Genomic DNA, 25,969 nt, shown 5'->3' with positions numbered 1-25,969 from the left:
AAATGAAGAAATATACTTTATATTCACTCATGCTACTTACAGTTTTATTTCTATCAGCTTGTTCAAACAGTGCACAACCTAAGGAAGAAAACGATGTACAATCTATTAAAGATGTTACGGTTAAAATTCCGGAAACGATATTTACTTCCTCAAAAAAGAATGAAATGATTAATGAAGATGAAATAAAACAAAATATAAAAACTTATTTAGATTATAGCGGAGAGTTATACGAAAACATCGTTCCACTTTCGTCAGTCATGTCTGACGAGAAGGTTACGGAATCCGACCGAGAGAAATTACAAAAACTAATAGATTTAGCTCAACAAAACGATGCGAACTTCCATCATTTTATTAGTAACAATACGCTTCCTGATGATTACAAACAGCCTTCAAAGGAAATTCATGATTACATTTCAGCGTCTACGGCACTTTCAGTAGAACTAGAGCAAGAATTAGACAAACTCGCTGAAGATGGTAACTTGTTCAAGACTGATTTTTCTTTTACAAAGCGCTTTGAGAAAGTGAATGGAAGAAAGCAAAAAGAGATTGAAAAGTTTTTGAGGGAAAAGAACATTGAGACTGAGTATTTCAAAAAATAATTCAAATTGTATTAAAACATAAAAAAAGGACCTTCATAAAGAAGGTCTCTCCAGAATTAACAACAAATAACAAAGGACAATAAAAATCACTATATTGACAAGATATAGGACTTTTATTATTGGAGTAACTCATCACTAAAAGTTAATTTTCACTTCTCTAACGATGATTAAAACATAATAAAATGACTATTTTACTCATTGTAACTAAACACAGTTCCAGTTGACTGTCTTTCAAAACATTCTACCTATTAATACTATCTTGATATATCTAAAAATAACTGAACAACTTAATAAAAGGCAATATATTAAGTGATCAGCCCTCGCGAGTTTTATTTTGCCTTTAATTAAACTATAATACATTATCCATTCTGTTTCACCGAATGATTCCCTCGTATGAACGCAATTTTTCTTTCGGTAATTCAAAAATTTTTTGCTTACAACGATAAAAGATGTAAAACTGTAGATAAATGCGTAAAAGGCTCCTTACATGTAAGGAGCCTTCCAACAATTAATACTAATGGGGTAAGGGTAAAGCTTCGCGCTATTCAATATTTATAAAATAGGTACACAGAAAAGCGATAACTAAAACTATGTGCTGAAAAATAATAATTGAGAATTAATACATGAAATAGCGTGAAGCAGACTAAATAAATACTTAACTACAAACAAAAGTTAAATTATTTATTTCCCTGTAAGTATAGTATAAATAATACTTTTGCTATTTTCACCGAAAAACCTTATCGTTTAAACGCAAATTTGCTTCGCAAAATGTCTAACAGTACATAAATAAAAAGCACTGTCTTTAAGTAACAGTGCTTTTTATATATTCTCCAACCTTATTCATCCTCATTCTCTTTTTTCTTTGAACGTCTTCCTAATAAAAACACTAAAACTAGCAATGCAATCAGTAGTAAAGTACCACCAATAATATAGTACAAAGTATAATCCTTTTTCGCTTCTACTGCTGTATCATTTAACTTCTTTGCTTCTTTTCCTTCAATCGTGAACTTTTTCGTCCATTCCCATTTTTGATCACCATCAGTTGCTTTCATTTCGAGGCGATACGTTCCTGGTTCTAAAGCTTTATTATCCCAACTAATTGCATAATCAAAATTAGAATTTGGTGCCATTCTTAAATTTTCTTTTTTCGTTTCATGTAATACATCTTTACCTTTTTCTGTATAAACTTTTGCATCTACACTTAAATTCTTTAACATTGCTGGCTTTATATTTTGCAAATTCGCTGTCACTACGTTACGCGCATTTACTTGTCCCGGTTTTACTTCATTTAATTTCATATCTGGCTTTACTTGGGCGTCCGTTTCCCTTAAGACAACACCAATTGCATATGCATATTTATTTTCAATCTGCACTTCTTTTGCGCTTTTCTTTTCTTTATCATTTTCTTTCTCTTTAAAATAAAGTCCACCTAAAATGACTCCATCAAAACTTTCATTTGGCATTTCAACATTTACATCTAATGTAATTGTACTTTTGGCAGGAATTTTTGTTTCTTTTTTTACTTTAGCAATTTTAGAAAATGGGATTTTAAGAGTAGAGTCAAGTTGGGGATCAATCACGCTATAATCTGTAATTCCATTACTATTTGTAATAGCTGTATTTGCATGTGTTTCTACGACAACCTCTTTATCCGTATCATTCTTCATTTGCACTTGAAGCGTTTGTTTTTGTCCTGGTTCCATCTTTAAATCAAAATATGTTTGGTTTTTATCAACTTGATTCTCTGGAATTACTGCGTTTACAGCAAATTTCATTTCTGCCGCATTCGCTTTAAGATTAAAAACGTTAAAAAGAAAAACAAATACTAATAAACTACTTACTATTTTCTTTATAGATTTCATATTAAATTCCCTTCGCATTCATAATTTTAATAGACAAACGAAAGAGATAAAGATAGTAAATCTACCCTTATCTCTTTCTTAAAATTTTCCATGTAAACCAATATTACATTGGAGCGTCTTTTAATTCCCAAGTTAGAGAAGTTGTGTACTGTGCTTGTTCTTTCTTCGTTTTACCTGGCACGCTTAACTCTACGCTCTTTTTACCTTCTTCTACTGATTTACCGAAAGCATTTGTCCATGTTCCCATACCTTGCTCTTCTTGAGCTGTTAAAACATCTGATGCTTGTCCTGGAACTAATGTAATATCTTGCGCAGCTGCTGGAGCATCGCTACCTGAAGCTGAATTTGGAGTTCCATTTTTCAATGTTAATGTAGCACCTGTTAATTCTTTGCCATCAGCTGTTTTAAACTGATCATTTTGTGTTACTGACAATTTCCATCCTGCATTTGTACCACGGTTATCTGTTACTTGTACAAAATTTGGTACTTCTTTATTTCCATCTTTAGCTTTTACTGTATCTAACTTTGCATAGTAAAGTTCATTGTTACCAGAAGCTTTTTGTGTTTCAAAGTTGAAGTTTGATACATAGTCAATACTTAATGGACCATCTGTACCTTTTTCATGTACATCATCTGGATTTTCTGGATCTACTACTGGTTCTACTACTTCATCTGGATTAATTGGATTCGTTGGATCTACAGTATCTGTGTTCTTTTCAAATTTGATAAATGCTTTTGAATTCAATGTTCCTCCATCTTGCTCAGCCGCTAATGCTGATGTACTTCCTGCTAACGCTGATAAAGTTACTGCTCCTGCTAATGCTAATTTTGTTAGTTTCATATTCTTTCTCCTTTTCAATCTCTATATTTTTAATTTTCTAAACACAAAACTTATTGAGGTGTATCTTCTAAAGTCCAAGTTAATGATGTTTTATATTTTGTATCTTTTACTTTCGCAGTTGTACCTGGTACAGATAAGCTAACGCTCTTTGCTCCTTCAACATTGTCTTTACCGTAAGCAGTCGTCCATGTTCCCATACCGTTACCAGCTTCAGCGATTGTTACTTCTTGCGTAGAACCATCTGGATTTAAAGTTACTTCTTTTGCCGCTGGAGCGAATTTTTTATCTGTTGCAGAATTTACAAACGGATTGCTTAACTTTAATTCCGCACCTGTTAATTCAGTATCTGCCGCTTTAAATTGACCATTTTGCTTTACCGTTAATTTCCACCCTTTGTTTGTACCACGGTTATCTGTTACTTGTACGAAGTTTGGTACTTCTTTATTTCCACTTTTTGCTTTTACTGTATCTAATTTTGCATAGTAAACTTGGTCACTACCAGAAATATTATGTTTACCAAAATGGAAGTTCGATACATAATCGATGCTTAATGGACCTTGTGTTCCATCTTCATGGTTGTTATCTTCTGGATTTTCTGGATCATCCGGGTTTTTTGGATCTTTTGGATCATCTGGATCATCTGGATTTCCTGTTGTTGTTACTTCTTCTTCTGAATCAATTGGGTTAATTGGCTTCGTAACTTCACTATTCTCTGTGAAAGTCACATCTGTTAAAGAATTCATTTTCCCAGCTTCTTCTGCAAATGTTGGTGCTCCTGCTGCTAATACTGTTGAAAATGATACTGCGCCTGCTAATGCTAATTTTGTTAATTTCATGATTTCCCTCCATTATTGTGAGTTTATTTATTGAATAGAAACATTGTTTCTATTTTCCCTATTATTATTTCTAACTACTAGAAAAACAGCCAAGGCTACTAACATAATTCCTACTCCCACATATTGAACTGGTGAGGATGAATGCCCACCTGTTTTTGGTAGTAACTTTTTATTCATACGGTCATCTGATGTATTATCTACTACTTTAGATCCATCCGGTATAATTGAATCGGTAGTTATATCTGGATTATAACTATTTGAAAAAGTTATTCCCGCTTTCGAATTCATGCTACCTGCTAAAACCGTTTCGCAATATACAAACATTGTTAAACAAGTAAATGTAACATATATCAAAAATAAGCCTCTTCTCATTACATTCTCTCCTTTTTAAGTTTTATACCTAATCTCTCACCTTAGATATAATTTTTTAAATAGGAGCATCTGTTAACGTCCACTGTAACTCACCTTGATATTTAGTATTAATTTTCACATTGGGACCTGGGGCCACTTGCAAACGAATCCCTTGATTTTTATGCCAAGAAACATCATAATCGTTATCGTCTTTTAAAGTTTGTGATAATACTTCCGTATTTTCCATATTTAACGTATGGTTGGTGCCTTTTTTATCTGTATAAATCATCGCACCAATTAACTGATCACCATTATTAGATGTAAGTGGTTTTATTTCCTTTACACCTAAATGCCATTTTTGCTTCTTCGCTCTCCCATCTACTACTGTTACTTTTCCATCAATGAAAGAGGGGGCATATATCGTTGGTTTAGATGAAATAACTAAGTTATTAAAAGAAATTGCTTTCGGGACATTTACTAGCTTCAAAGTTCCTTCTACAATTTTTATAGGGACTTTAACTTTTGCCTCTACCCCCTGCTTCGTTTTGATTATCGCTGTAACAGTATAATCACCCGGAGTATTCGTTTTTGGTATATCCTCTAATCGTACTACAGATATCGGTTTATCTATTTTCGCATTCGTATCCACAGATAAATTTGTTACAAATTTTGAAATATCCATTTTAGATATATCAGTACCAACTTTAACAGTTTGAGGAACTGCTTCTCCTGTAGGAATACCTTTATACTTTATTTTTGCGATATCCCGATTACTTGTTTGCCCTTTTTTGTCACCATCTACATAGTTCTTAGCTTCAACTGGAATTTCGAGATATCCATTTTTGTAATACTTCATAAAATCAGTATTTTCTACCAGTGAACCCGTTACTTTAATTCTGTAAAATTTATCATTGAATTGACTTGTTCTAACTATATTTGTTTTTGCTGTAGCAATAATTTTATTATTTTTTCTTGTTACATCAAAAAAGTTACTAACATCATTATGTTCTTCATCTGTTATCTTTACATTATTAAGCTTAAAACTTGCATCTACTTCACTTTCAATAGATAACGATTTTGCATAATAAGATGTCGCGGATTGAGAAGGCACATTTTGATAGATATAATAAGAGAACTCCTGTGAATCATCTTCTGTCGTGTTACCCTCAACATCTGGTGCCGGCATCTCAACTTTAGAAATCGCATCACGTTCATATTTTAACCACCCTGTACTTCTTTCTAAATTTAAGCGAACGGGTAACTCTTCAATCTCATCAAATGTAATCGACATATTCGTATTTGATTTTTCTCCACCGCCAGTACCAACAAAGTTATTTGTTCTATTACCATTATCTTTATACGCAATAGTAGTTGTATTATACGTATATAGATTAGTTAAATAATTTCCATCTGTCCGTAAATCTATCGACTTATAGCCATTTAGCCTTTTAAAATTCCACATTGATGATACTGGTGTTGTATGCCCTGTTTTATGATTGATAAATTCATAAGAAAGTTGTGCCGCAGAACCTTTAGAACCATGATAATTTATCCTTAAAAAGTCACCTGCACTCCTTTTACTCGTAGGCTTATATATATCAATATAACCACTACTAATATCTAGAACATTAATACGTAAATCTATCCATGATCCATTATAAAACCCGACATTTTTTATCAATACGTAAGACTGTTTATTAGCATTTCCACTATTGAATCTATAATATGCAGCATAAGTACGATTTTCCCCTGATACTTCGTAACTTACGTCTGGACTCCATCTTAATTGAAATGCATATTTCCCTGGAATGGAAGGACCCGCTCCTGTCCCCTCATTAATTACTTTAACATCGGGGTATTTCAAAATACTTTGATAAGAACCAGCAGCATACTCTGTCAAAGGAATTTCCCTTTCCTCTTTTTTATCTGCCACCACTGGATCCTCTATATTTTTCCGATCTAGTTCTACTTGATGAGCATTTCCATCTTCAGCAAATTGATTTGTTTTTTCATCATAAATCTTTTCATCCATTATGGATGGTGATTTTTTATTTGTATCCTCTTTTGTTTTTAGTTCATTATTGGGAATATCATCAGGTTCATTAAAGCCTTTTTGATTGATTGAAATATCCTCAACAATTGGATTCTCATTAATAGCCTTATTCTGCTCTACTAATGAATTTTCCGCTTGTTCTATATGCTTTTTATCACTAGTTGCTTTAATTTCATCTAAAACACTAAGACTGATTTTATTTCTTTTCACCTCAGTATTTCCATTTTGGCTCTTTACTTCAAACTCAAAATCCCCAGGTTTGGTCATTTTAGCTACTATAAAAACTTTTCCTAAAGCATTGTTTGATTCTTTTTTTTCAATTCGAACCCTTGAATTCTCTACTACACTGATGGTATCAACCATTACATTTCCCGTATTTAATTTCTTTGTAACTTCTTCATTAAAATCAGCACCATCTGGTAATGAAAATTCAATTGTTTCCTCCTCACTATTTAAACTTTCAATAGTAAAGATTGCTTCTTCATTCACCTGTTTTGTACTCTTGTCAATCTCCATTATAAAAGGTGATGTGTTTTTATCTACAATTGCATATGCAGTGCTTGAAAAAACATCAAGATTACTAAATTGAGTAAAAACAAGTCCGGTAACCAAACAAACTTTTCCAATGTTTGTGATCTTAGTTTTCAAATTCCTCCTCCTCTCTTTATTGTGTTAAAGATACCTAAATTCTAGGACTAATTTCCTAATTCAATTATCCATATCATATTCTTATTAAACACTCATTCTTACGAAACATTCATATTATTTAGATATCTCTTTTTAAAGAATCAATATAACTTTTCTAATCTCTATATCACATCGATTCTATACCTAGATTAACCATTATTTCCAAATATCGAAACGAAAAACTAGAGTGTCTTCACGCAAAATGAATTGCGCTAAAACGCAATCTCGATACTTCTCTTTATAAACAAATAGGTTTCTCTTCACTTTCGTGAAGAAAAACCTATTTGTTTATCATTATTACTTTAGTAAATTACAAATCAAGCGACGGAATCAACCACAATTCTTTCGCCTTCTGCACAGCTTCCATTCGAGAAGAAACTTTTAATTTATGGAATATATCCGTTAGCTTATACTCTACAGAACGTTGACTTAAATTTAAAATTTCAGCAAGCTCTTTATTTGTCTTTCCTTTACTCACTTCTATTAAGATTTGTTTTTCATCTTCATTTAATGAAATTTGATTCGTAATTTCTCCATCTTTATTCTTTATATTCGAAATCGCTTCTTTTATTCTTAACTGTCGAATAAGCTGATAAGATAAAACTACCTCTTTTTTCACCGCATGACGAATCGAATTAATTACCTGTTCTTCTGATGAGGTTTTACTTAATACGCCTAAAACACCATTTTCTATAAGTAAATTATAATGAGAAAATATATCAAACCCTGTAAAAATAAGAATCGATGCCTCTGGATGTAACTTTATAATTTTCTTAGATAAATCTAAGCCATTCACATTAGGCATTTGTAAATCAATTAAGTATACATCATACTTTTTATCCTTAAGCAATTGCTCTACTTCTGTACTATCATGTACTACCTCTACGTGCATATCATCATATTTTTCAATTAACGCCTTCGTCCCTAACCCTACTGCGACATGATCATCTACTACAAGTACCGAAATCATATTATCACCCTTTCAATATTATCGTATCATCTGATGATTCATCTAAAATTTAATAATTATTTGTAACCCACGATTAGGTTTTGATTCAACAGTCATTTCTCCATTCAAACTTTGGATTCTAGTAACAATCCCAGACAAGCCTAATGTGTTGTAAGAATAGTTTACTTCATCTAACTCAATCCCAACTCCATTATCTATATAAGTTAAATATAAATGCTCGTCTTTTTCAAATAATCTTACTGTTACGTTTGTTGCTTTTGAATGTTTCATAGCGTTATTTAATAACTCTTGCATAATTCGATAAATTGCTTGTTCATGTTCAACACTTGGTGCAACAATTCGTTCAGGAATATCATAATAAAAGAAAAATGTCGCTTTTAAATTAATTTGTTTAAATAAATTTATGAGTGCTTGTTTTAAACCTAACTCATATAGAAATGGTGGTCTCAAATTATTACATGTTTCCCGAATTGTATAAATATGATCTAATAGTTCATCTTCAATTTCATTCAATATTTTTTTCGTTTCTTCATCTTGAACACGAGCTTTATAACTCTCAAATTTTCGAGACAAACGTATTTGATTTTGTAAAACTCCATCATGTATATCACTTGCAAGATTCGTTCTTTCTTTTTCAGATAGTTTAAACATAAGCCTTGCCAACCACATTGGTGGTTGCTCAAAATCATTTATTTCTTGTAATTGTTTTAATAAATCTTCAATTTGATTAGAGCATTCTAATAGTAAATCTGTATAATTACATAATGTTTCTATCCAAACCATTTCATCTATATTTAAATTTTCTTTTTCACTATGATTACATACTAAAATAATCATTTTTTCTCCTGAAATAGAAAGAACACACCCAAAATGATTATCCAGCTGTATGATGGAACCTACTTGATACGTGTCCAACTGATGATTAAATAATGCTTCTATTGTTCTTCTTGGAATATATTCACTCTCGAGAACATGAATAGAATGTTCTCTCTTATTTATTTCCACACAACACGTTTCTTCAATTTTCAATATATCTGATATTTCTCTTCTTATACTATAAATAAGATTGGGCAATTTATATTCATTTTTCGCTTGGTGTAAGAAACGATGCAAACTAAATTGATAATTTTTTTGATGATGATACAAACTTTTTCTTAGCTTTAAATCTATATAATCTTTAATGTATAAAAAACAAATACAGATTATAATAGAAATTATTCTAAATTTAACCCATTTTAATAAATGGTCATCGCTGTCTTCAAAGATGACCATACCTAATACTGCACAGAACATGTTAACGCCTACTGATAAAACTATATAATACGGAAGTCGCTGAATAATAAATTTAAAATTAAACATCTTCCCTGAGATTACTAAATAAAAAATACAAATCGGAATAAATAAGAAAAATATGCCTGTCGTTTCGCTACTTATAAACTCTTCTCCATAAAACAAATTCGGAATTAAATATAAACATATAAATGGAATTGCTGACACTAAAAAACTAATAATAATAATTTTTAAATATTTAAAGTAACTGCTATTTCCACTTTTAAAATAAAATCTTACTAAAAGATACACTGTAAACAAAAATAGTAGCGCACTCAAAGTAATTGTAAATAAATTAGCCCATTCATTATATTTTATGTGTATAAGAATGCTTAATATAACGAGAAATATTGATATGAAATTTAAAATTTTTAACTGTTTTGGTGTTAAAAACTTTATTTGATTATTAGAGAAGTACATTTTCATAAATCTTATAAAGAAAGTAAATACACATACTAGTGAAAGTGACGCCACAATAAAGGATAAAGTATCTTTTCTTTGAGCAGCTATAATACTAATGAAACTAACTCCAAGTGAAATTAAAAAATATAATAAATCATTTGTACTACGATTTATTTCCGGAACAAATATTAATAGGTATAATACCATTAAAAGACATACTATATAAAAACCAATAGGAATAATAAGATGATAGAAAACTTGTTTACTATAAGGCGGGTACTCTATCTCAAACTCTTTTATTTCTCCATTCCTATTTAACGTTATTTTTTTCACCTGTTCAATTGAATGGTACGATGAAACTGTAAAATGTTTAGATGGCGGTTCACCATCAATCTGTTCTATAATGTCTCCAATTTGAAAATCTCGTTTCCCTGCCCAGCTATATTTCGAGAGATCACATATAACATACTGGTCAGAATTATATTTTACCGATATTCCAGTTTCAGGATAATTTTTTATTAAGCTAGCACAGTACCAACTAACTACAATCGTTAGTAATAAAATAAAAAACTGAACCTTAAATTTCCACATTTTCTTTATCATTGCATAACTCCTTTTCGAATACACACAATCCCCAAACAAAAATAGTATTTTACACCCTTAACGAAAAATTAAAAATAACCCCACTTCATAAAAGAAGTAGAGCCCTATAAAAATACATATACACTTTCATTAGACAAGGGAAAATTATAACATAAAGTATATAGAATTTGTAAGTTCCTACCACATTCTATATATTATATTAATATAATATAACTCTAGTATTATCCGCTTGATGCGTTAAATAATACTCATTATTTTTCTTATAAATTTCAATACCTTTTGTAAGTATCTTTACATTATTTATAAAAATAGTTGAATCATTCACCCAAACATTTTCAACCAATTGCGATCCTTGATAAAAGAAATCATTTTCTATCATCATATGAAGTACATGCTTCGCTAATATTTCCGTTCTAAAACTATTTAAATCTATAAGGATTCCCATCTACTCTTACCTCTCTTTTTTATTTTTATCCATTTCGTCATTAGTAAATATAGTATATGTAAGACTTACAATTATTTCACCGAAGAACTAATGCGTCCTTACGAAATAGATAAACGATTACTGCAGGATGATCCTAAAATACTTTTACAAACTATGATTTTTTTCAATAAATATTAGGAATACTTCACCGCAATACAAATGCGTTTAAACGAAAATATACGAAAGGTTTGATTATAAATTCTTGTAAGTAACAAAAAAGACGCCCCATACAAGGGGCGTCTTCCACTATTACGCTTGTTGTTGCGCGCTATATAATTCTTCAAGTGGCTTCATGATAATTTTGTTAACGTCGCCGATTACAACATTTAAGCGTTGCTCAGTTTCCATTAACTTTGTAATTTTAGCATCTTGTTGAATGCGAACTACAACTTCTTGTGCTTGTTGGTTGTCTTCTTCAGTGATTTCTTGGCCTTGCATCATTTTTTGTTGTAGGCTAAGTTGCATTGTGCGGAACTCATCGAATAAGTTCTTTGAAGCTGCATCAGCTTGAACTGCTGCGTAGCTCTCTTTTAACGTTTTGAAGTCATCGTTTTCAGCGATTGCTTTTTGTAATTCATATGCTACATCATGAATGTTTTTTGTCATTTTATTTTTCCTCCTTTAGAAGGCTAGCGCTTATCATACGCACTGCCTTTTACGTGCATTTACATACGCACCTCTTCTTACCATATCAAACTATGCAAGAGATGTGAAGAAATTTCACTTTTATTTGTATGTACATATCTTATTATTTCAGAAACAACAGTAATAACCCTTGCACGATTCCAATCATACCGCCTAATAAGGCACCTAAATACGTAATCATTTTCAGTTCATTTTTTGTAATGGACAGCACTAAATCTTCTAGTCTCTTCGTGGAAAATGTGGACACTTCTTGCTGCACAATTTCAGCCAAGTGGAGATTATTTAGTATACTCGCTACGTTTTCTGCTCCCCACTTCAAGCCTTTCGTTACTGCACTTGGAACTACCTTTTCCATAATTGTTTCTCGAACTGGCTCACATACTTGCTGCACAGATTGATTTAAAAATTTACTTACTGTTTCCTCAACTTTAACTGCTGACAATATAGAGCTTACAATCATTTCTTTTTCTACAAACGTTTCTACTTCTTTTACATCTCTTCCTTTTAACTTTTCCCACTCTTTTTGCAGTACTTCAGTTAAAAGCTGCTTTGTGCCATCTTGCCCTAAAAACTTAATGACCTCAGGCTGCACACGATCCACTACACTTACATTCCCTAAAAACATTCCGACTAAGTTAAGCAATGTCCCCCTAGAAGCAAAGAAATCATCAATCATTTTTGAAAGACGCGCTTTCCCTTCTTCACTTTCAAAAAAACTGATTCCTCGATCTAAAATAAACGCCGAGACATTTGGGATCGCATTCTCTATTTTCTCATGAACAGAATGAGGTAAAGCTTGTTCCCATGTATATGTATAGTACTCTTCTAAAAATGCCTGAATCTTTTCTGTAATCACCTGTTCGATTTTCTCAGTTGCTTCTTTTTCTACATGCGCTACGTCCCATTTTTCTAACATGTGTCGCAGTGACTGTTCATTCGTCATTACTTTATCCACTTCTACTTGTGCCCAGTGGATTAAACCTTTTTGAAACTCTTCATTTGTTAACTTCTTGCCGATTCCTTCTGGCGTTAACAAATGTTCTACAACCATTTTCCCTAATTGAACAGCAAGTTCATCGCGGCGCTTCGGAATTAATCCTGGTGTAAATGGCACTTGAAACTTCCCAATATACATAGGACGATGAGGACGAAATAACATTTTTATCGCTAAATGATTTGTAAATCCTCCAATAATCGCTCCGAGCCCTGTCGTCGTTAACATACTTAACCATATATTCATTACAATCAACCTTTCGCTTCTCCAAAACTATAGCATATCATCATACGGACAAAAGTATAATGGTATAAAAACGTATTTGCAATATATAGCTTCGCCTATTATGCCAACATTTTGTTAGTAAAGGAGTGATTTCGTTGGTTCTCGGTATTTTAACTTCTCACCCTCATTATGAGCAAACGTATTACACCGAAATCGCTAAACGCGCTCGGCTTTATCATAATGTCGTTGCCCAGTTTACGCCGTTTGGTATTGATCCTAAAACAGATCTTATTTCTGGTCTGATTTATGATACAGATACAGGAAAATGGAAAGAGCAAATATTCCCTATTCCTTCTTATATATACGATCGTTCTTCTTTTAACGAGGAAACAAACGTCGAAAAAGCAAAGTCAATTATTCGCTCATTACACAACCGTGCTTCCACTACCTTTTTAAATAACACACTCATTGACTTAAGCGAACTACATGATGTATTTCTCACGAATAAAAAATTATCTCCTTATATACCAAAATTTGAAATAGCAACGATACACAACGTTTTCAAACTGTTATTAAAAACAAAAGATATTATTATACGTCCTACTAACGCACATTCCAATGAAAGTTTGTACCGGGTCGTTTATAAAAATAAAACGTTTCATGTTGATACGATAAATAATGCTTACCATACTTCTACTCCAATTAAACGAACTGATGAATTTATATCTTGGTACAAATCTCATATACGATCAGCACGTTACATCACGCATACAATGCTGCAACCTCCAAATCAATTAACATACCCACTCCATATTCGAACCATTTTACAAAAAAATAAAGAACAGAAGTGGAACGTTATCGGTCAGTTTATACAAAAAAGTTCATTTCCGAATCAACTTTTACTATCGGCAACCGATGATTCCTCGCTGCATGCATTTTCAAAAATTAAATACGTACTATCTAGTACCGGTGTACAATTGTTACAAGACGCTTTACAAGACATTATAAATGAAGTGTTTCAAACGCTAGATGCATCTTATTCTTCATTATTCGAGCTAGAGCTTTCCACTATTATGGATCAAAAAGGGGCAATTTGGCTTATGTATGTCAACACGATTCCCCCGTACGAACATTACATTCGTCATAGTGATTCATTAGCCGAAAAAATATATCACGGACCATTACAATTTAGTCGCTTTACACCATAAAGAAAGGGGGTAAGTCTATTTTGAAAGAGCACATATATACGTTAAATATTTCAGATGAACATCCAAATAGTATTACTTTACCTTATATTTTTTCCATCACACCACCAATTACATCCCTTTCCTTCGGCCTACGCCATGTTGCAAGTGAAGAGGTAAAAATTCATTATTCCTTTACTCGCGAAATCATAATTGGAAAACAAATTGCTGAAAAACTTTTACTGCCTCATTCCACTACTATCCATGCATTCACACAAAATGAAACGATTATTTTCGGACCATTAATCGGGATTTTCACAACTGGTTTTAACGATGACGCTTCTAATCCTTTAGGGAACCGTTCAACTTCTCTTGGCGAGTTACTAACGCCACCATTCACCTTACGACCATTTGTATTCGTTTTTGGTGTGCAACATATAGACTGGGAAGACGAAACAATTGAAGGGTATTTCTTTCAAGAGGAAAAGTGGATAAAGAAAAAAGTCCCTTTACCGAATGTCATTTACGATCGATTACCAAATCGGAAAGCCGAAAATTATAAACCGATCGTAAGAGCAAAAAGAAAGCTAGAGCATGACTATGCTATTCCTTGGTTTAACCCAGGGTTTTTTAATAAATGGGAAGTACATCAACTTCTTATGAAAGATGAATCCCTCATGCCGTTATTACCAAACACAGAAACATTTCAGCACTTCGAACAAGTGGAACGATTTCTCGGAACGTATAAATCCATTTATATGAAACCGATTCATGGTAGCTTCGGTAGAAATATTCATCAACTATTTTATTCTCAAGCAGAGAATTGCTACTACTGTCGTTATCGCGAAAATGAAGAAAATAAACTAAGAAAGTACCAATCATTAGAAACGCTTCTGAACCATGTGTTAAAAGGACATGATTTAAAAAAATTTATCGTCCAACAAGGTATTTCCTTACTTCGCTTCGATGGGCAACCTGTTGATTTTCGCATTCATACAAATAAAAATCATTTCGGCCAATGGATGGTCAGTGCAATCGTAGCAAAAATTGCTGGCAAAGGTAGCTTAACAACGCATGTAAATAGCGGTGGCGATACGAAATTGCTGCAAGAACTTTTTCCTGATTCAACGAAACAAATTCAAATTGAAAATAAATTAAAACATACAGCCTTACAAATTAGTTACGCGCTCGATGAACAAGTAACCGGAAATATTGGAGAAATCGGTTTTGATATCGGTTTAGACACGCAGGAAAACCCATGGCTCTTTGAAGCAAACTCTAAACCAGGGCGAACTGTATTCCAAGATGCCAAGTTAAAAGAACAAAGTGAACTAACGCGCCAATTATTTTACGAATATGCCATCTACTTAACTGAACACTCTTTGCGCGATACAAAAGAAAAAATGTCTCAAATAAAATCAGAGACTTCCTCAAACAACGAGCATATTCCGTCTCCTATGATTCACTCACAAATACAAAAACAAAAACTTCCACCTCATTCATAAGGTGGAAGTTTTCTATTTACACAAGTTTTACTACAAACTCTGTTTCCACGTTACATACTCCGCAATAAAAAATATGATTGCAATATTCATTTGAATTATTATGTGTCAATCCATCTACTGCACTTAATAATTCTTGGTCCATATACGCACTATAATCGTCTATGTAATCTACAGCCTTCCCATAATCTTGGAGTATACTTTGGCAATTTTGACAAGAATATGTTTGTGATTCTAATGCGTTGCAAAGCGGGCAAATTCCCATCACGATTCCTCCATATAATTGTATCTAGCTACGTATAGGAGCGTCTTGCCCCGTTCTTACTTACATTTACCTCAAAATAGCAGGATACAAAAAGAAAAATATATTTCATATCGCTCTTAGTTTTACCTTCTTTCTAAAAAATAAAACGATTACTCTTATTTCATAATTTACGAAATCACTAAGATTTTTTTACAAAATTTACAAATTATTATTTCGTATATCTTTCTAGGTAACATCCATACTATGAGTACAAACTTAATTACCGATGGATTAGCGCCAAACGGGGCGATAATCTGGTTCAACTCCAGCTAGTCCAACCAAAAAAATTTTTATAACTCTAAGGAGGATATATTCCTATGGCAAACCAAAATTCTTCAAATCAATTAGTAGTACCAGGAGCAACAGCTGCAATCGACCAAATGAAGTACGAAATCGCTCAAGAATTTGGTGTACAATTAGGAGCAGATTCTACAGCTCGTGCTAACGGTTCTGTTGGTGGCGAAATCACAAAACGTCTAGTTGCAATGGCTGAGCAAAGCCTTGGCGGATTCCACAAATAAATATATATGGCAAAAAGGTCTCAAGGCATATGCCTTGAGACCTTCCTTCATTTATTGCAACATTTGTAAAAACTTCTTCGTACGTTCTTCTTTTGGATTTGTAAATACTTCTTCTGGTGTACCTTGTTCGACAACGACACCGCCATCCATGAAAATAACACGGTTCGCAATTTGATGTGCAAAACGCATTTCGTGCGTTACAATGACCATCGTCATACCTTCTTTAGCAAGTTCTTTCATGACCTTCAGAACTTCTTGAACGAGTTCAGGATCAAGCGCTGACGTCGGCTCATCAAATAGTAACACTTCTGGTTCCATTGCAAGCGCGCGAGCAATTCCAACGCGCTGTTGTTGTCCGCCTGATAATTGGAACGGATATAAATCCACTTTATCTGCTAAACCAACTTTTTCAAGGAAATAGTTTGCTTTTTTCTTCGCTTCTTCTTTCCCCATCTTTTTCACCGTAACGAGCCCTTCCATTACATTTTGAAGTGCTGTTAAATGCGGGAATAGATTATGGTGCTGGAATACCATACCTGTTTGCGTACGAAGGTTGACAATATCTTTCTTCGTTACTTTTTGAGAGAAGTTAAGCTCTTTATTACCGATACGAATATGACCAGCGTTTGGCGTTTCTAATACGTTAAGGCAACGCAGGAATGTCGTTTTACCAGATCCAGACGGCCCGATAATAACAACAACCTCGCCCTTCTCAACTGTTAAATCTATATGCTTTAGTACGGTATTATCTCCAAAACTTTTTTGTAAGTGCTGAATTGAAATCATAAAAACAAAAACTCCTTTTGTAAAAGGATTATTTTAATGTATAGCGTTCTGAACGCTTTTCTAACATCTGTTGTACGATTGATAATAAGAAACAAATAACCCAATAAATAAGACCTGCTTCAAAATAAACAATTAAAAACTCATAGTTCATTGCCGCAATTTCCTGCGCTTTTCGGAACATTTCTGTTACTAAAATTAACGATGCTAATGAAGTATCTTTCACTAAGCTAATAAATGTATTCGAAAGCGGCGGAATTGATACGCGCGTTGCTTGCGGTAAAATAACACGTTTTAACGCTTGCGGATATGTCATCCCAATTGTGTAAGCTGCTTCCCACTGCCCTTTCGGAATGGAAAGGATAGAAGCACGAATAATTTCAGATGCATACGCACCGACATTTAATGAAAATCCAACAACTGCTGCTGTATATGGCTCAACTTCAATATTAAGAGTTGGCAGACCATAGAAAATAATAAATAACTGTACAAGAAGTGGCGTTCCGCGAATGATAGATACATAGATACGAGCAATCCATTGTAAAATACGACTACCTGAAATACGTGCAAGCGCCGTTAACGTTGCCAGTATAAGACCGATAATAAATGTAATAAGCGTTAATGGAATTGTCGTAAAAACAGCTTCCTTCAGCATAGGCATGAAGGAAGTCTGCATAATATCCATCCAAGTAGACAATCGATCTGAAATCAATGCACTACTTAGATACATTTTCACCAAACCATTTTTTCGTTATTTTGTCATACGTACCGTCTTTTTTCATATCTTCTAACGCTTTATCTACTTCTTGTACAAGCTTAGTGCTACCTTTACGGAATAAGAATCCACTTTGTGACGCTTCTTTTTCTGTATCTACAATTTTAATTTTTGCATCTTTTTTCGTTTCTAAATAATTTAATACTGATAACTTATCATTAATTGTAAAATCAACGCGTCCTGAAGCTAATAATTCTGCCGCTTGGCTAAATCCTTCTACACCTTCGATTTCTGCACCGTTTTTCTTAGCAATATCTGCATAGTTACTTGTTAAAGATTGTGCTCCTTTTAATCCTTTTACATCAGCAAATGTAGCAGGTTTATCTTTATCTTTTGCGATAACTAATGCCGCTGAAGATGAAATGTATGGTTTAGAGAAGTCGTATTTCTTTTGACGATCTTCACGAATACCAACTTCGTTTGCAACCATATCGAAACGTTTTGCATCTAAACCAGCAAGTAAGCTATCCCATTGCGTTTCTTTAAATACAGGTTTTACACCTAAACGTTTTGCAACTTCTTCTGATAGTTCAACGTCAAATCCAGTTAATTTATTGCTTGAATCGTGGAACGTAAATGGTGGGTATGTACCTTCTGTACCAATTACAAGTTCACCGCTTTGTTTAATCTTTTGTAACGCGTCTTGACTAGCTGTATCTTTTTTCTCTTCTTTACCGCAGCCGGCTACAATCCCGATTGCTAATGTAGTTACTGCAAGTACTGAAAATAATTTCTTCATGATGGTAATCCTCCAAGTATTCTGATAGGAATTTAAAAACTATATTGATTGTATGCAATCTTGAACAATTTTTCAATGAAAATGTTCTTATTTAGTTTATCCTTTTTCTTCATAATCAAACAAAAAGGAAAAATAATGCTACATACAAAAAATAAGTAACATTTTTTAATATAGCATTTATTGTACGAAAGGTAAAATAATACTTCTTATTTAATTGCCGTGATTCACTAAAAAAGAACTTGTGAAAATCACAAGTTCCTCCCCATACCTATTAAGCGCTCTGATTCCCTTCCATTTGCGTTTTGTACATATCGTAATAACGCCCGCGCTTTTTCATTAATTCATCATGAGACCCTTTTTCTAAAATCGTCCCTCTATCAAGCACGATAATTTGATCTGCACTTTTAATTGTTGAAAGACGGTGGGCAATAATAAATGTCGTTCTTCCTTTTTTCACAACTTCTAGCGCTTGTTGAATCATCGCCTCTGTTTCTGTATCGATACTAGATGTCGCTTCATCTAATATTAAAATGGCTGGGTCAAAAGCGAGCGCCCTAGCAAACGATATAAGCTGACGTTCTCCGGTTGAAAGTGTACTTCCTTTCTCCGTAATTTCTTCATTTATATTGTTCGCAAATCTTTCAGCACCTACATCACGCAATGCTTTTACGATGCGCTCTTTTGAAATATTTTCATTTTCTAAACTAACATTAGATGCTACTGTTCCGCTAAATAAAAATGGATCTTGCAGTACAATTCCCATATGTTCACGAGTTGCTTGTTTCGGCATCTCTTTTACGTCATGACCGTCAATTGTAAGCTTTCCTTTTTCAAACTCGTAAAACTGAAAGAGTACATTCATAATGGAACTTTTTCCTGAGCCAGTATGACCGACAAGTGCGACTGTCTCGCCTTGTTTCGCTTCAAATGAAATATTTTTTAACACTTCATCTTTTCCATTATAAGAAAACGACACATTATCAAACTTCACATTTCCTTGTAAGCGAGGTATACGTTCTTCTTCTACTGCTTCCCCTTTTTCCTCTAATAATTCAAAAACACGTTCTGATGCAACGCGCGATTGTTCTGAGTTAGCAAGCTGATTCACCATATTTGTAATCGGTGAGAATAATCGTGTTAAATAATCAACGAACGCATATAGTATCCCTAAAGAAATGACGCCTGTAGCACTTAATGAAGCACCGCCGAAATACCAAATTACTCCTGTGAAAGCGATATTTCTTAATACGGCTACTAAGTTATGCGAAGTTGCTGCATTTAAATTTAAAATTTTATTTTGATACTTAAAATAATCGCCATTTAATTCTTCAAATTCTTTTTTCGTTTCACGCTCTTGACGGAACGCTTGAATAATTGGCATCCCTTGAATGGATTCATTCACTGTTCCGTTAATATCAGATAAACGCGAACGCATTTTATGATTGTATACAGACGCGTACTTTCTATATAAAATAGCCCAAACAATTAAAATTGGGATGATGAGTAAACATAACGTCGCCAATTTTACATCGAGTAAAAATAGCGCAGCAAATATCCCAATAATATAGATGATACTAGAAACGAATGTTGCCAGCACCGTTACATATAAATCACGAATGGCCTCTGTATCATTCGTTACACGCGACACAATTTTCCCTGCTGGTAAATGATCAAAATACCGAATCGGCAACGTTTGAATATGAGAAAAGACATCTTCCCTCATAATTTGAATAATTTTGTTCGCTGCTTTCTGCAAGAAAAATTGCTTTCCGTATGCAAATAATGAAACGACTACTAATAAAGCAAAATAGCCTCCACCAAGTAATAATAGTCGGTTTATTTCTGGTTTATAAAACGAAAACACTTCTTCTTTCGTCAATGCTTTCGCTTTATACACTTGCACCGCCTTACCATTTTGAACGGTAATCATATCACCTTTTACAGTCCGTGCCCCTTCTAGATTTACTTTATTCGGTACAAAGTAATATTGAAAACCGACTTGCATCACGCGTACTTCTTTTCCTTTTTTCTCACCTTCCTGGAAGCGATCGCTTCGCTTATAAAAGGCGCCATTATACGAAACAGCCTCTTCACTCTTTTCTGTTTCATACCAAGGCTTCTCTATTCCAACGATATGATCGTCAATCATCGTTTTCGCGACGAAAGGACCAGCAAGCTCTGCGATGACGAAAATAAATAACATTAGCATCGCTGCAAAAATCGTCCCTTTTACTTTCATTGCGTATTGAAACAATCGTTTTGAAACGCTCATATTTTCACCCCACTATCCGCACTTTCACTTTCTCCTTGTTGTCTTTCAAACTGTTCCGCATACCAGCCTCCCTTTTGAATAAGCTGATCATGCGTACCTTCTTCTATTACTTCTCCTTCATCCATCACGAGAATCCAATCCGCATGTTGTACGGCAGATAAACGGTGCGTCGTAATAATCGTCGTCTTTCCGCTTCTCTCTGTTCTTATATTTTCAATGATCGCTGCTTCCGTACGAGCATCAACAGCTGATAAAGAATCATCTAAAATTAATATTTCCGGATTTTGAATAACAGCTCGTGCAATCGAAATCCTTTGTTTTTGCCCTCCTGATAAGGAAACACCTTTCTCTCCGACGAGTGTTTCTAACCCTTCTGGTAAAAACTCTAAGTCTTTTTTAAACGCTGCAATTTCAATCGCTTTCTCGAGTTCCTCTTCCGTCGCTTCCCTATTTCCGAATAAAATATTTTCCCTCGCTGTTTTTGAGAATAAAATATGTTCCTGCGGTACATAACCAATCCACCCAAGCACATTTTCATTCGTCATTTGATCTAACGTCACATCAGAGACTGCAATATCTCCATCTCCAAGCGGATATTGGCGAAGAAGCTGACGTACGAGCGTCGTTTTTCCGCTTCCTGTTTTTCCAACAACACCAAGCGTTTCCCCTTGTTTTAAGGTAAACGAAACCTTTTTTAAATTTGTTTCAGTTGATGAAGGATATGAAAAGGTAACATCATCAAACTGAATATAATCCGGCTCTTGTACAAGCTTTGGATGTTTCGGATCCTTTACATCTGGTTCATACGCTAACGTTTCATTTACACGGTCGAGTGACGCATTGCCTCTTTGCATAACATTGATTAATTCACCAATTGCAAACATCGGCCAAATCATCATCCCTAAATACACGTTAAAGGAAACAAGTTCACCAAGTGTCACCTTTGATTGAAATACAAGATATGCGCCATACACTAAACCAATTAAATAACTAAGACCGACAAGCATTTTCACAGTTGGCTGGAATAGTGCATCAATTCTAGCTACTTTCATATTCTTTTCGTAGACGTCATCTCCTAATTGATGAAATCTTTCCTGATCTACATTCTCTTGTACATACGCACGAATAACACGCACGCCAGCAATCGATTCTAATACTTTATCGTTCATATCACCGAACGCATCTTGCGCAACTGTAAATCTTTCATGCAATTTCTTTCCATATATATTCATCGCATACGCCATAATTGGAAGCGGTATAAGTGCCGCAAATGTAAGCTCCCAACTAATTGTAAATCCCATCATAAAGACAATCGTAAGCATATATAAACTCGAATCAACGAGCGTTAATATACCGAAACCAGCTGTCATAGCGATTGCTTTTAAATCATTTGTCGCTCTCGCCATTAAATCACCAGTACGATTTTTTTGATAAAAAGTCGGCGTCATCTTAAGTAAATGCCCCATAAATTTAGAGCGCATCGTTTTCTCAAGCACGAATGCACCGCCAAACAATTGATGTTGCCATACGAAAGTGAGGCCATACCCAACTATCGTAACCCCAATTAAAATAAGAATAGACTGTATAATAGCTTCGTTCGATAACGTTCCTGTTTTTATATTATCTATCGTAACCCCTAACACTTTCGGGGGAATAACTTCAACTATATTCACAATTAAAAGAGCTCCAATGGCGATACTATATCTCTTCCAGTGCTCCTTAAAAAACCACTTTAACTTTAGTAATACTGAAAACAATGTAATCTCTCCCTTCTCGTTCTCGTTTATCTCTCATTTCTTTATCCGCTATCCAGACCCATTACATTTACATTTCGTAACCCATACAATCTCATCACATTTTTCCACCTTCCAAAGTTTTATTTAGTAACATGGAAAATAAACAAAAAAAAGCATACCGCCGCTTGACGATATGCACAAAAATGCATAAAAGCGTACGTTACGATATACGCAACGTACGCTTTTTATAAGACAAAAATGCCCTATATATCCGCACGGGTTGCGTAATGATATAAATGTTTTCTGCCATTTAACAGAGCTAAACCCATTACATTTACGATTACAATCATTACGCACACCCCCTTCATTTATTTTCCATTTATAATCTTATAACTTTATTGAGTATTCTGTCAATTGTTTTTTTTACAAATTGAATAAAAACATATGATCCATCATTTCGAAATAAGGGAATGTTCTGTAAGAAAGGGCATACAAAATAAAAACTTCATAAGAAATCGTTTTCACAAATATTTCATTTGAAAAATGTTATCAAACCCCATACAATCACCTTATACTCACTCTTACAAGTTGCTATTTTAGGAGGACTAATCATGACAACTAGCAATACGTACAAATTTTATTTAAATGGAGAATGGAGAGAAAGCTCTTCAGGAGAAACGATTGAAATTCCATCTCCATACTTACACGAAGTAATTGGACAAGTACAAGCAATTACTCGCGGAGAAGTAGATGAAGCAATTGCATCTGCAAAGGAAGCTCAAAAATCATGGGCGGAAGCTTCTCTACAAGATCGCGCAAAGTATTTATATAAATGGGCTGATGAGCTCGTAAATATGCAGGATGAAATTGCCGATATCATTATGAAAGAAGTCGGTAAAGGATATAAAGATGCGAAGAAAGAAGTTGTTCGTACAGCTGATTTCATTCGTTATACGATTGAAGAAGCTTTACATATGCACGGGGAAAGCATGATGGGCGATAGCTTCCCGGGCGGTACAAAATCAAAACTTGCGATTATCCAACGCGCACCACTTGGTGTTGTATTAGCAATCGCACCATTTAACTACCCAGTAAACTTATCTGCTGCAAAACTTGCACCAGCATTAATTATGGGTAACGCTGTTATTTTCAAACCAGCAACTCAAGGTGCAATTAGCGGTATTAAAATGGTGGAAGCACTTCATAAAGCTGGCCTTCCAAAAGGTCTTGTAAACGTAGCGACAGGACGTGGTTCTGTAATTGGTGACTACTTAGTAGAACACGAAGGCATCAATATGGTATCGTTCACAGGTGGTACAAACACAGGTAAACATTTAGCGAAAAAAGCTTCAATGATTCCACTTGTATTAGAACTTGGTGGTAAAGACCCTGGTATCGTTCGTGAAGATGCTGACTTACAAGATGCTGCAAACCATATCGTAAGCGGTGCATTCTCTTACTCTGGTCAACGTTGTACAGCTATTAAACGTGTACTTGTACACGAAAACGTAGCAGACAAGCTTGTTGGCTTATTAAAAGAGCAAGTAGCTAACCTATCAGTTGGATCTCCAGAACAAGACAGCACAATCGTTCCATTAATCGACGATAAATCTGCTGACTTCGTTCAAGGTTTAGTTGACGACGCTGTGGAAAAAGGTGCAACAATCGTTATCGGTAATAAACGTGAGCGTAACTTAATTTATCCAACATTAATCGACCACGTAACAGAAGAAATGAAAGTTGCTTGGGAAGAGCCATTTGGCCCAATCCTTCCAATCATTCGTGTTTCTTCAGATGAGCAAGCAATTGAAATTGCTAACAAATCAGAGTTCGGTCTGCAAGCAAGTGTCTTCACTAAAGACATTAACAAAGCATTTGCAATTGCTAACAAAATCGAAACTGGTTCTGTTCAAATTAACGGACGCACAGAGCGCGGTCCTGACCACTTCCCATTCATCGGTGTAAAAGGTTCAGGTATGGGCGCACAAGGTATTCGTAAGAGCCTTGAGTCTATGACACGTGAAAAAGTAACTGTATTAAACTTAGTTTAATCTTATACAAAGAAGCTGATCTAGTTTTAGATCAGCTTCTTTTCTATATATACTTCCAAAAAACAGAGTATTTCGTTCTACTTCCGATTTGGTTTTCCAAACCGAACTAAAACATGCCATAATAATTTTAATTCTTGAAGCACTTCCTCATAAGTTCCACGATCACTCCAAGATAATGGATTGCGTTTCAAATCCGCTACAGCAGAACCGATTATATTTGCATCGATACAATGATTCCGTGCAATGCGTCTTGCTAAAGATGGCATTTTTGAACCTCTAAAATCCATTGGAACGTCGTCTACCATAAGTACAAAACCTGTGTGCCAATACAAATCCATAGCATACTTCAGGCAAATTTCTTCTAAAGTTCTTCCTACATCCGTATCCTTAAATGAAGGATCTACAACAAGCGCCTCCACGTCTTCTTTAAGAGAAATCTCTCCATGAACTTGCGCTTCAATATAATGATTAAGATTACGGGCTGGCTCTTTGCTTACTAAATCTATAAACGGCCTTTCCATGTTAGCCAGTAAATGATTAACTAATCTTGTTGGAGTCAAATTCCCTTCACCAATTGCACACTCTCTTACGAATGTCTCTTCCAAAAGAGCAGCTAAAATCATATCAAACTCCTCATAAGTCCCCTTTTCTTTTGGATCTTGATGCGAATCTAAATACGTATATGTAGAGCGAGAAGAAACTTTTGGAGATAAGAGAAAATAACATGATCCAAAACGCGGAGCCGGCCCATCTGGATGTAACATCAAATTTAGCGCCCCATACTTTGGCCGTTGATCATTCGTTACACCTTCCAATTGATATGCTCCTCCAAATATTCTCTGTTCCCAAAGGTCACGTTCACCGCCAGGATAAGCAGATACGCTTCCGTTAGATAGCAATGTTTCAAACTGACTTTTATATATTCCTTGCTCAAACAATGCTTCAGCAACACTTTTCATACTCGAATCGAGTCTGTCTGGATGAAAGTGTAAAGCGATCCTTGCATGAGATTTTAAGTTAGCCACAGCTTCTTCAAATATTTCATCTGTAATATTACACATGTTAAGTATATGATTAATTGTTGCTTTCGCCTCACGTTTTTCGTTCTCTGCATATTTTGAAATATACTCTAAAGCAAATAATTGAGACCTTGATAATTCCATAATCCAATCTCCCCTTTAATTGAAATGACCTTAATCCTTTCAATTAAAAGTGCATTTT

Annotated in this window: 22 protein-coding genes; 5 read left to right on the top strand and 17 right to left on the bottom strand. The window is 34.3% G+C overall.

Annotated elements, in window-relative coordinates; translation table 11 throughout:
* Window positions 1–2: 2 nt before the first annotated feature.
* Window positions 3–599 (top strand): NDxxF motif lipoprotein, encoded by a 597-nt coding sequence (locus ACTFR9_RS25505; protein ID WP_076855671.1) that lies wholly within the window; start codon window positions 3–5, stop codon window positions 597–599.
* A gap of 836 nt (window positions 600–1,435) precedes the next feature.
* Here ACTFR9_RS25505 and ACTFR9_RS25500 read toward each other — a convergent pair.
* From ACTFR9_RS25500 to ACTFR9_RS25455, 10 genes are all read right to left on the bottom strand, one after another.
* Window positions 1,436–2,461: a DUF916 and DUF3324 domain-containing protein gene (locus ACTFR9_RS25500; protein WP_000835829.1), complete on the bottom strand. Its 1,026-nt coding sequence runs from the start codon at window positions 2,459–2,461 to the stop codon at window positions 1,436–1,438.
* A 103-nt stretch (window positions 2,462–2,564) separates the two neighbouring features.
* The gene (locus tag ACTFR9_RS25495; protein ID WP_000778945.1) at window positions 2,565–3,302 is read right to left on the bottom strand and encodes a WxL domain-containing protein; all 738 of its coding nucleotides are present in this window, start codon (window positions 3,300–3,302) and stop codon (window positions 2,565–2,567) included.
* A 50-nt stretch (window positions 3,303–3,352) separates the two neighbouring features.
* Window positions 3,353–4,138 (bottom strand): WxL domain-containing protein, encoded by a 786-nt coding sequence (locus ACTFR9_RS25490; RefSeq protein ID WP_000778936.1) that lies wholly within the window; start codon window positions 4,136–4,138, stop codon window positions 3,353–3,355.
* 27 nt (window positions 4,139–4,165) lie between these two features.
* Entirely contained in the window at window positions 4,166–4,510 is a 345-nt protein-coding gene (locus ACTFR9_RS25485; RefSeq protein WP_001252493.1) for an LPXTG cell wall anchor domain-containing protein, read from the bottom strand.
* A 55-nt stretch (window positions 4,511–4,565) separates the two neighbouring features.
* Window positions 4,566–7,190, bottom strand: coding sequence for an adhesive domain-containing protein (locus ACTFR9_RS25480; RefSeq protein ID WP_076855670.1), 2,625 nt, complete (start codon window positions 7,188–7,190; stop codon window positions 4,566–4,568).
* A 349-nt stretch (window positions 7,191–7,539) separates the two neighbouring features.
* A complete protein-coding gene (locus ACTFR9_RS25475; protein ID WP_000626495.1) occupies window positions 7,540–8,199 on the bottom strand; it encodes a response regulator transcription factor in 660 nt (219 codons plus the stop codon).
* A gap of 42 nt (window positions 8,200–8,241) precedes the next feature.
* Window positions 8,242–10,533, bottom strand: a complete 2,292-nt coding sequence (locus tag ACTFR9_RS25470) for a sensor histidine kinase (RefSeq protein ID WP_229136805.1) — start codon at window positions 10,531–10,533, stop codon at window positions 8,242–8,244.
* Between the two features lie 199 nt (window positions 10,534–10,732).
* Window positions 10,733–10,978: a hypothetical protein gene (locus ACTFR9_RS25465; protein ID WP_000511817.1), complete on the bottom strand. Its 246-nt coding sequence runs from the start codon at window positions 10,976–10,978 to the stop codon at window positions 10,733–10,735.
* A gap of 288 nt (window positions 10,979–11,266) precedes the next feature.
* On the bottom strand, window positions 11,267–11,623 hold the full coding sequence (locus ACTFR9_RS25460) for a YlbF/YmcA family competence regulator (RefSeq protein ID WP_000164606.1): 357 nt from the start codon (window positions 11,621–11,623) through the stop codon (window positions 11,267–11,269).
* A 142-nt stretch (window positions 11,624–11,765) separates the two neighbouring features.
* Entirely contained in the window at window positions 11,766–12,902 is a 1,137-nt protein-coding gene (locus ACTFR9_RS25455; RefSeq protein ID WP_142242807.1) for a DUF445 domain-containing protein, read from the bottom strand.
* Window positions 12,903–13,036: 134 nt separating this feature from the next.
* Between ACTFR9_RS25455 and ACTFR9_RS25450 the strand changes: the two genes are divergently transcribed.
* Window positions 13,037–14,089 carry a YheC/YheD family protein gene (locus ACTFR9_RS25450; RefSeq protein WP_076855668.1) on the top strand — a complete coding sequence of 351 codons (1,053 nt, stop codon included), beginning with the start codon at window positions 13,037–13,039 and terminating at the stop codon, window positions 14,087–14,089.
* Window positions 14,090–14,109: 20 nt separating this feature from the next.
* On the top strand, window positions 14,110–15,570 hold the full coding sequence (locus ACTFR9_RS25445; protein ID WP_061185597.1) for a YheC/YheD family endospore coat-associated protein: 1,461 nt from the start codon (window positions 14,110–14,112) through the stop codon (window positions 15,568–15,570).
* Window positions 15,571–15,586: 16 nt separating this feature from the next.
* Here the strand turns inward: ACTFR9_RS25445 and ACTFR9_RS25440 are convergent, their stop codons facing one another.
* Window positions 15,587–15,832, bottom strand: a complete 246-nt coding sequence (locus ACTFR9_RS25440) for a hypothetical protein (protein WP_000510467.1) — start codon at window positions 15,830–15,832, stop codon at window positions 15,587–15,589.
* A 356-nt stretch (window positions 15,833–16,188) separates the two neighbouring features.
* Between ACTFR9_RS25440 and sasP the strand changes: the two genes are divergently transcribed.
* Window positions 16,189–16,392: a small acid-soluble spore protein, SasP family gene (gene sasP, locus ACTFR9_RS25435; protein ID WP_000013338.1), complete on the top strand. Its 204-nt coding sequence runs from the start codon at window positions 16,189–16,191 to the stop codon at window positions 16,390–16,392.
* Between the two features lie 51 nt (window positions 16,393–16,443).
* Here sasP and ACTFR9_RS25430 read toward each other — a convergent pair whose 3' ends face one another.
* The 5 genes from ACTFR9_RS25430 to ACTFR9_RS25410 all read right to left on the bottom strand — a co-directional run bounded on the left by ACTFR9_RS25430 (window position 16,444) and on the right by ACTFR9_RS25410 (window position 22,718).
* A complete protein-coding gene (locus tag ACTFR9_RS25430) occupies window positions 16,444–17,178 on the bottom strand; it encodes an amino acid ABC transporter ATP-binding protein (RefSeq protein WP_000623602.1) in 735 nt (244 codons plus the stop codon).
* A gap of 28 nt (window positions 17,179–17,206) precedes the next feature.
* Complete coding sequence (locus tag ACTFR9_RS25425) at window positions 17,207–17,905, bottom strand: amino acid ABC transporter permease (RefSeq protein ID WP_002170323.1); 699 nt, start codon at window positions 17,903–17,905, stop codon at window positions 17,207–17,209.
* A complete protein-coding gene (locus ACTFR9_RS25420) occupies window positions 17,892–18,689 on the bottom strand; it encodes an amino acid ABC transporter substrate-binding protein (protein ID WP_061131389.1) in 798 nt (265 codons plus the stop codon). Before ACTFR9_RS25420 ends, ACTFR9_RS25425 begins: the two co-directional genes overlap by 14 nt.
* A gap of 271 nt (window positions 18,690–18,960) precedes the next feature.
* Entirely contained in the window at window positions 18,961–20,961 is a 2,001-nt protein-coding gene (locus ACTFR9_RS25415) for an ABC transporter ATP-binding protein (protein ID WP_229136804.1), read from the bottom strand.
* Window positions 20,958–22,718, bottom strand: coding sequence for an ABC transporter ATP-binding protein (locus tag ACTFR9_RS25410; protein WP_061185594.1), 1,761 nt, complete (start codon window positions 22,716–22,718; stop codon window positions 20,958–20,960). Before ACTFR9_RS25410 ends, ACTFR9_RS25415 begins: the two co-directional genes overlap by 4 nt.
* Before the next feature lie 590 nt (window positions 22,719–23,308).
* Here ACTFR9_RS25410 and gapN point away from each other — a divergent pair.
* Window positions 23,309–24,748: an NADP-dependent glyceraldehyde-3-phosphate dehydrogenase gene (gapN, locus tag ACTFR9_RS25405; protein WP_076855667.1), complete on the top strand. Its 1,440-nt coding sequence runs from the start codon at window positions 23,309–23,311 to the stop codon at window positions 24,746–24,748.
* Window positions 24,749–24,825: 77 nt separating this feature from the next.
* Here the strand turns inward: gapN and ACTFR9_RS25400 are convergent, their stop codons facing one another.
* Window positions 24,826–25,911, bottom strand: coding sequence for a DUF3626 domain-containing protein (locus ACTFR9_RS25400; protein WP_076855666.1), 1,086 nt, complete (start codon window positions 25,909–25,911; stop codon window positions 24,826–24,828).
* Window positions 25,912–25,969 lie beyond the last annotated feature (58 nt).

Origin of the sequence: Bacillus cereus group sp. MYBK222-1, assembly GCF_051916425.1 — a bacterium.
Taxonomy (GTDB): Bacteria; Bacillota; Bacilli; order Bacillales; family Bacillaceae_G; genus Bacillus_A; species Bacillus_A paranthracis.
The sequence above is the reverse complement of the archived record's forward strand: the minus strand, read 5'-3'. Positions and strand labels throughout refer to the sequence as shown.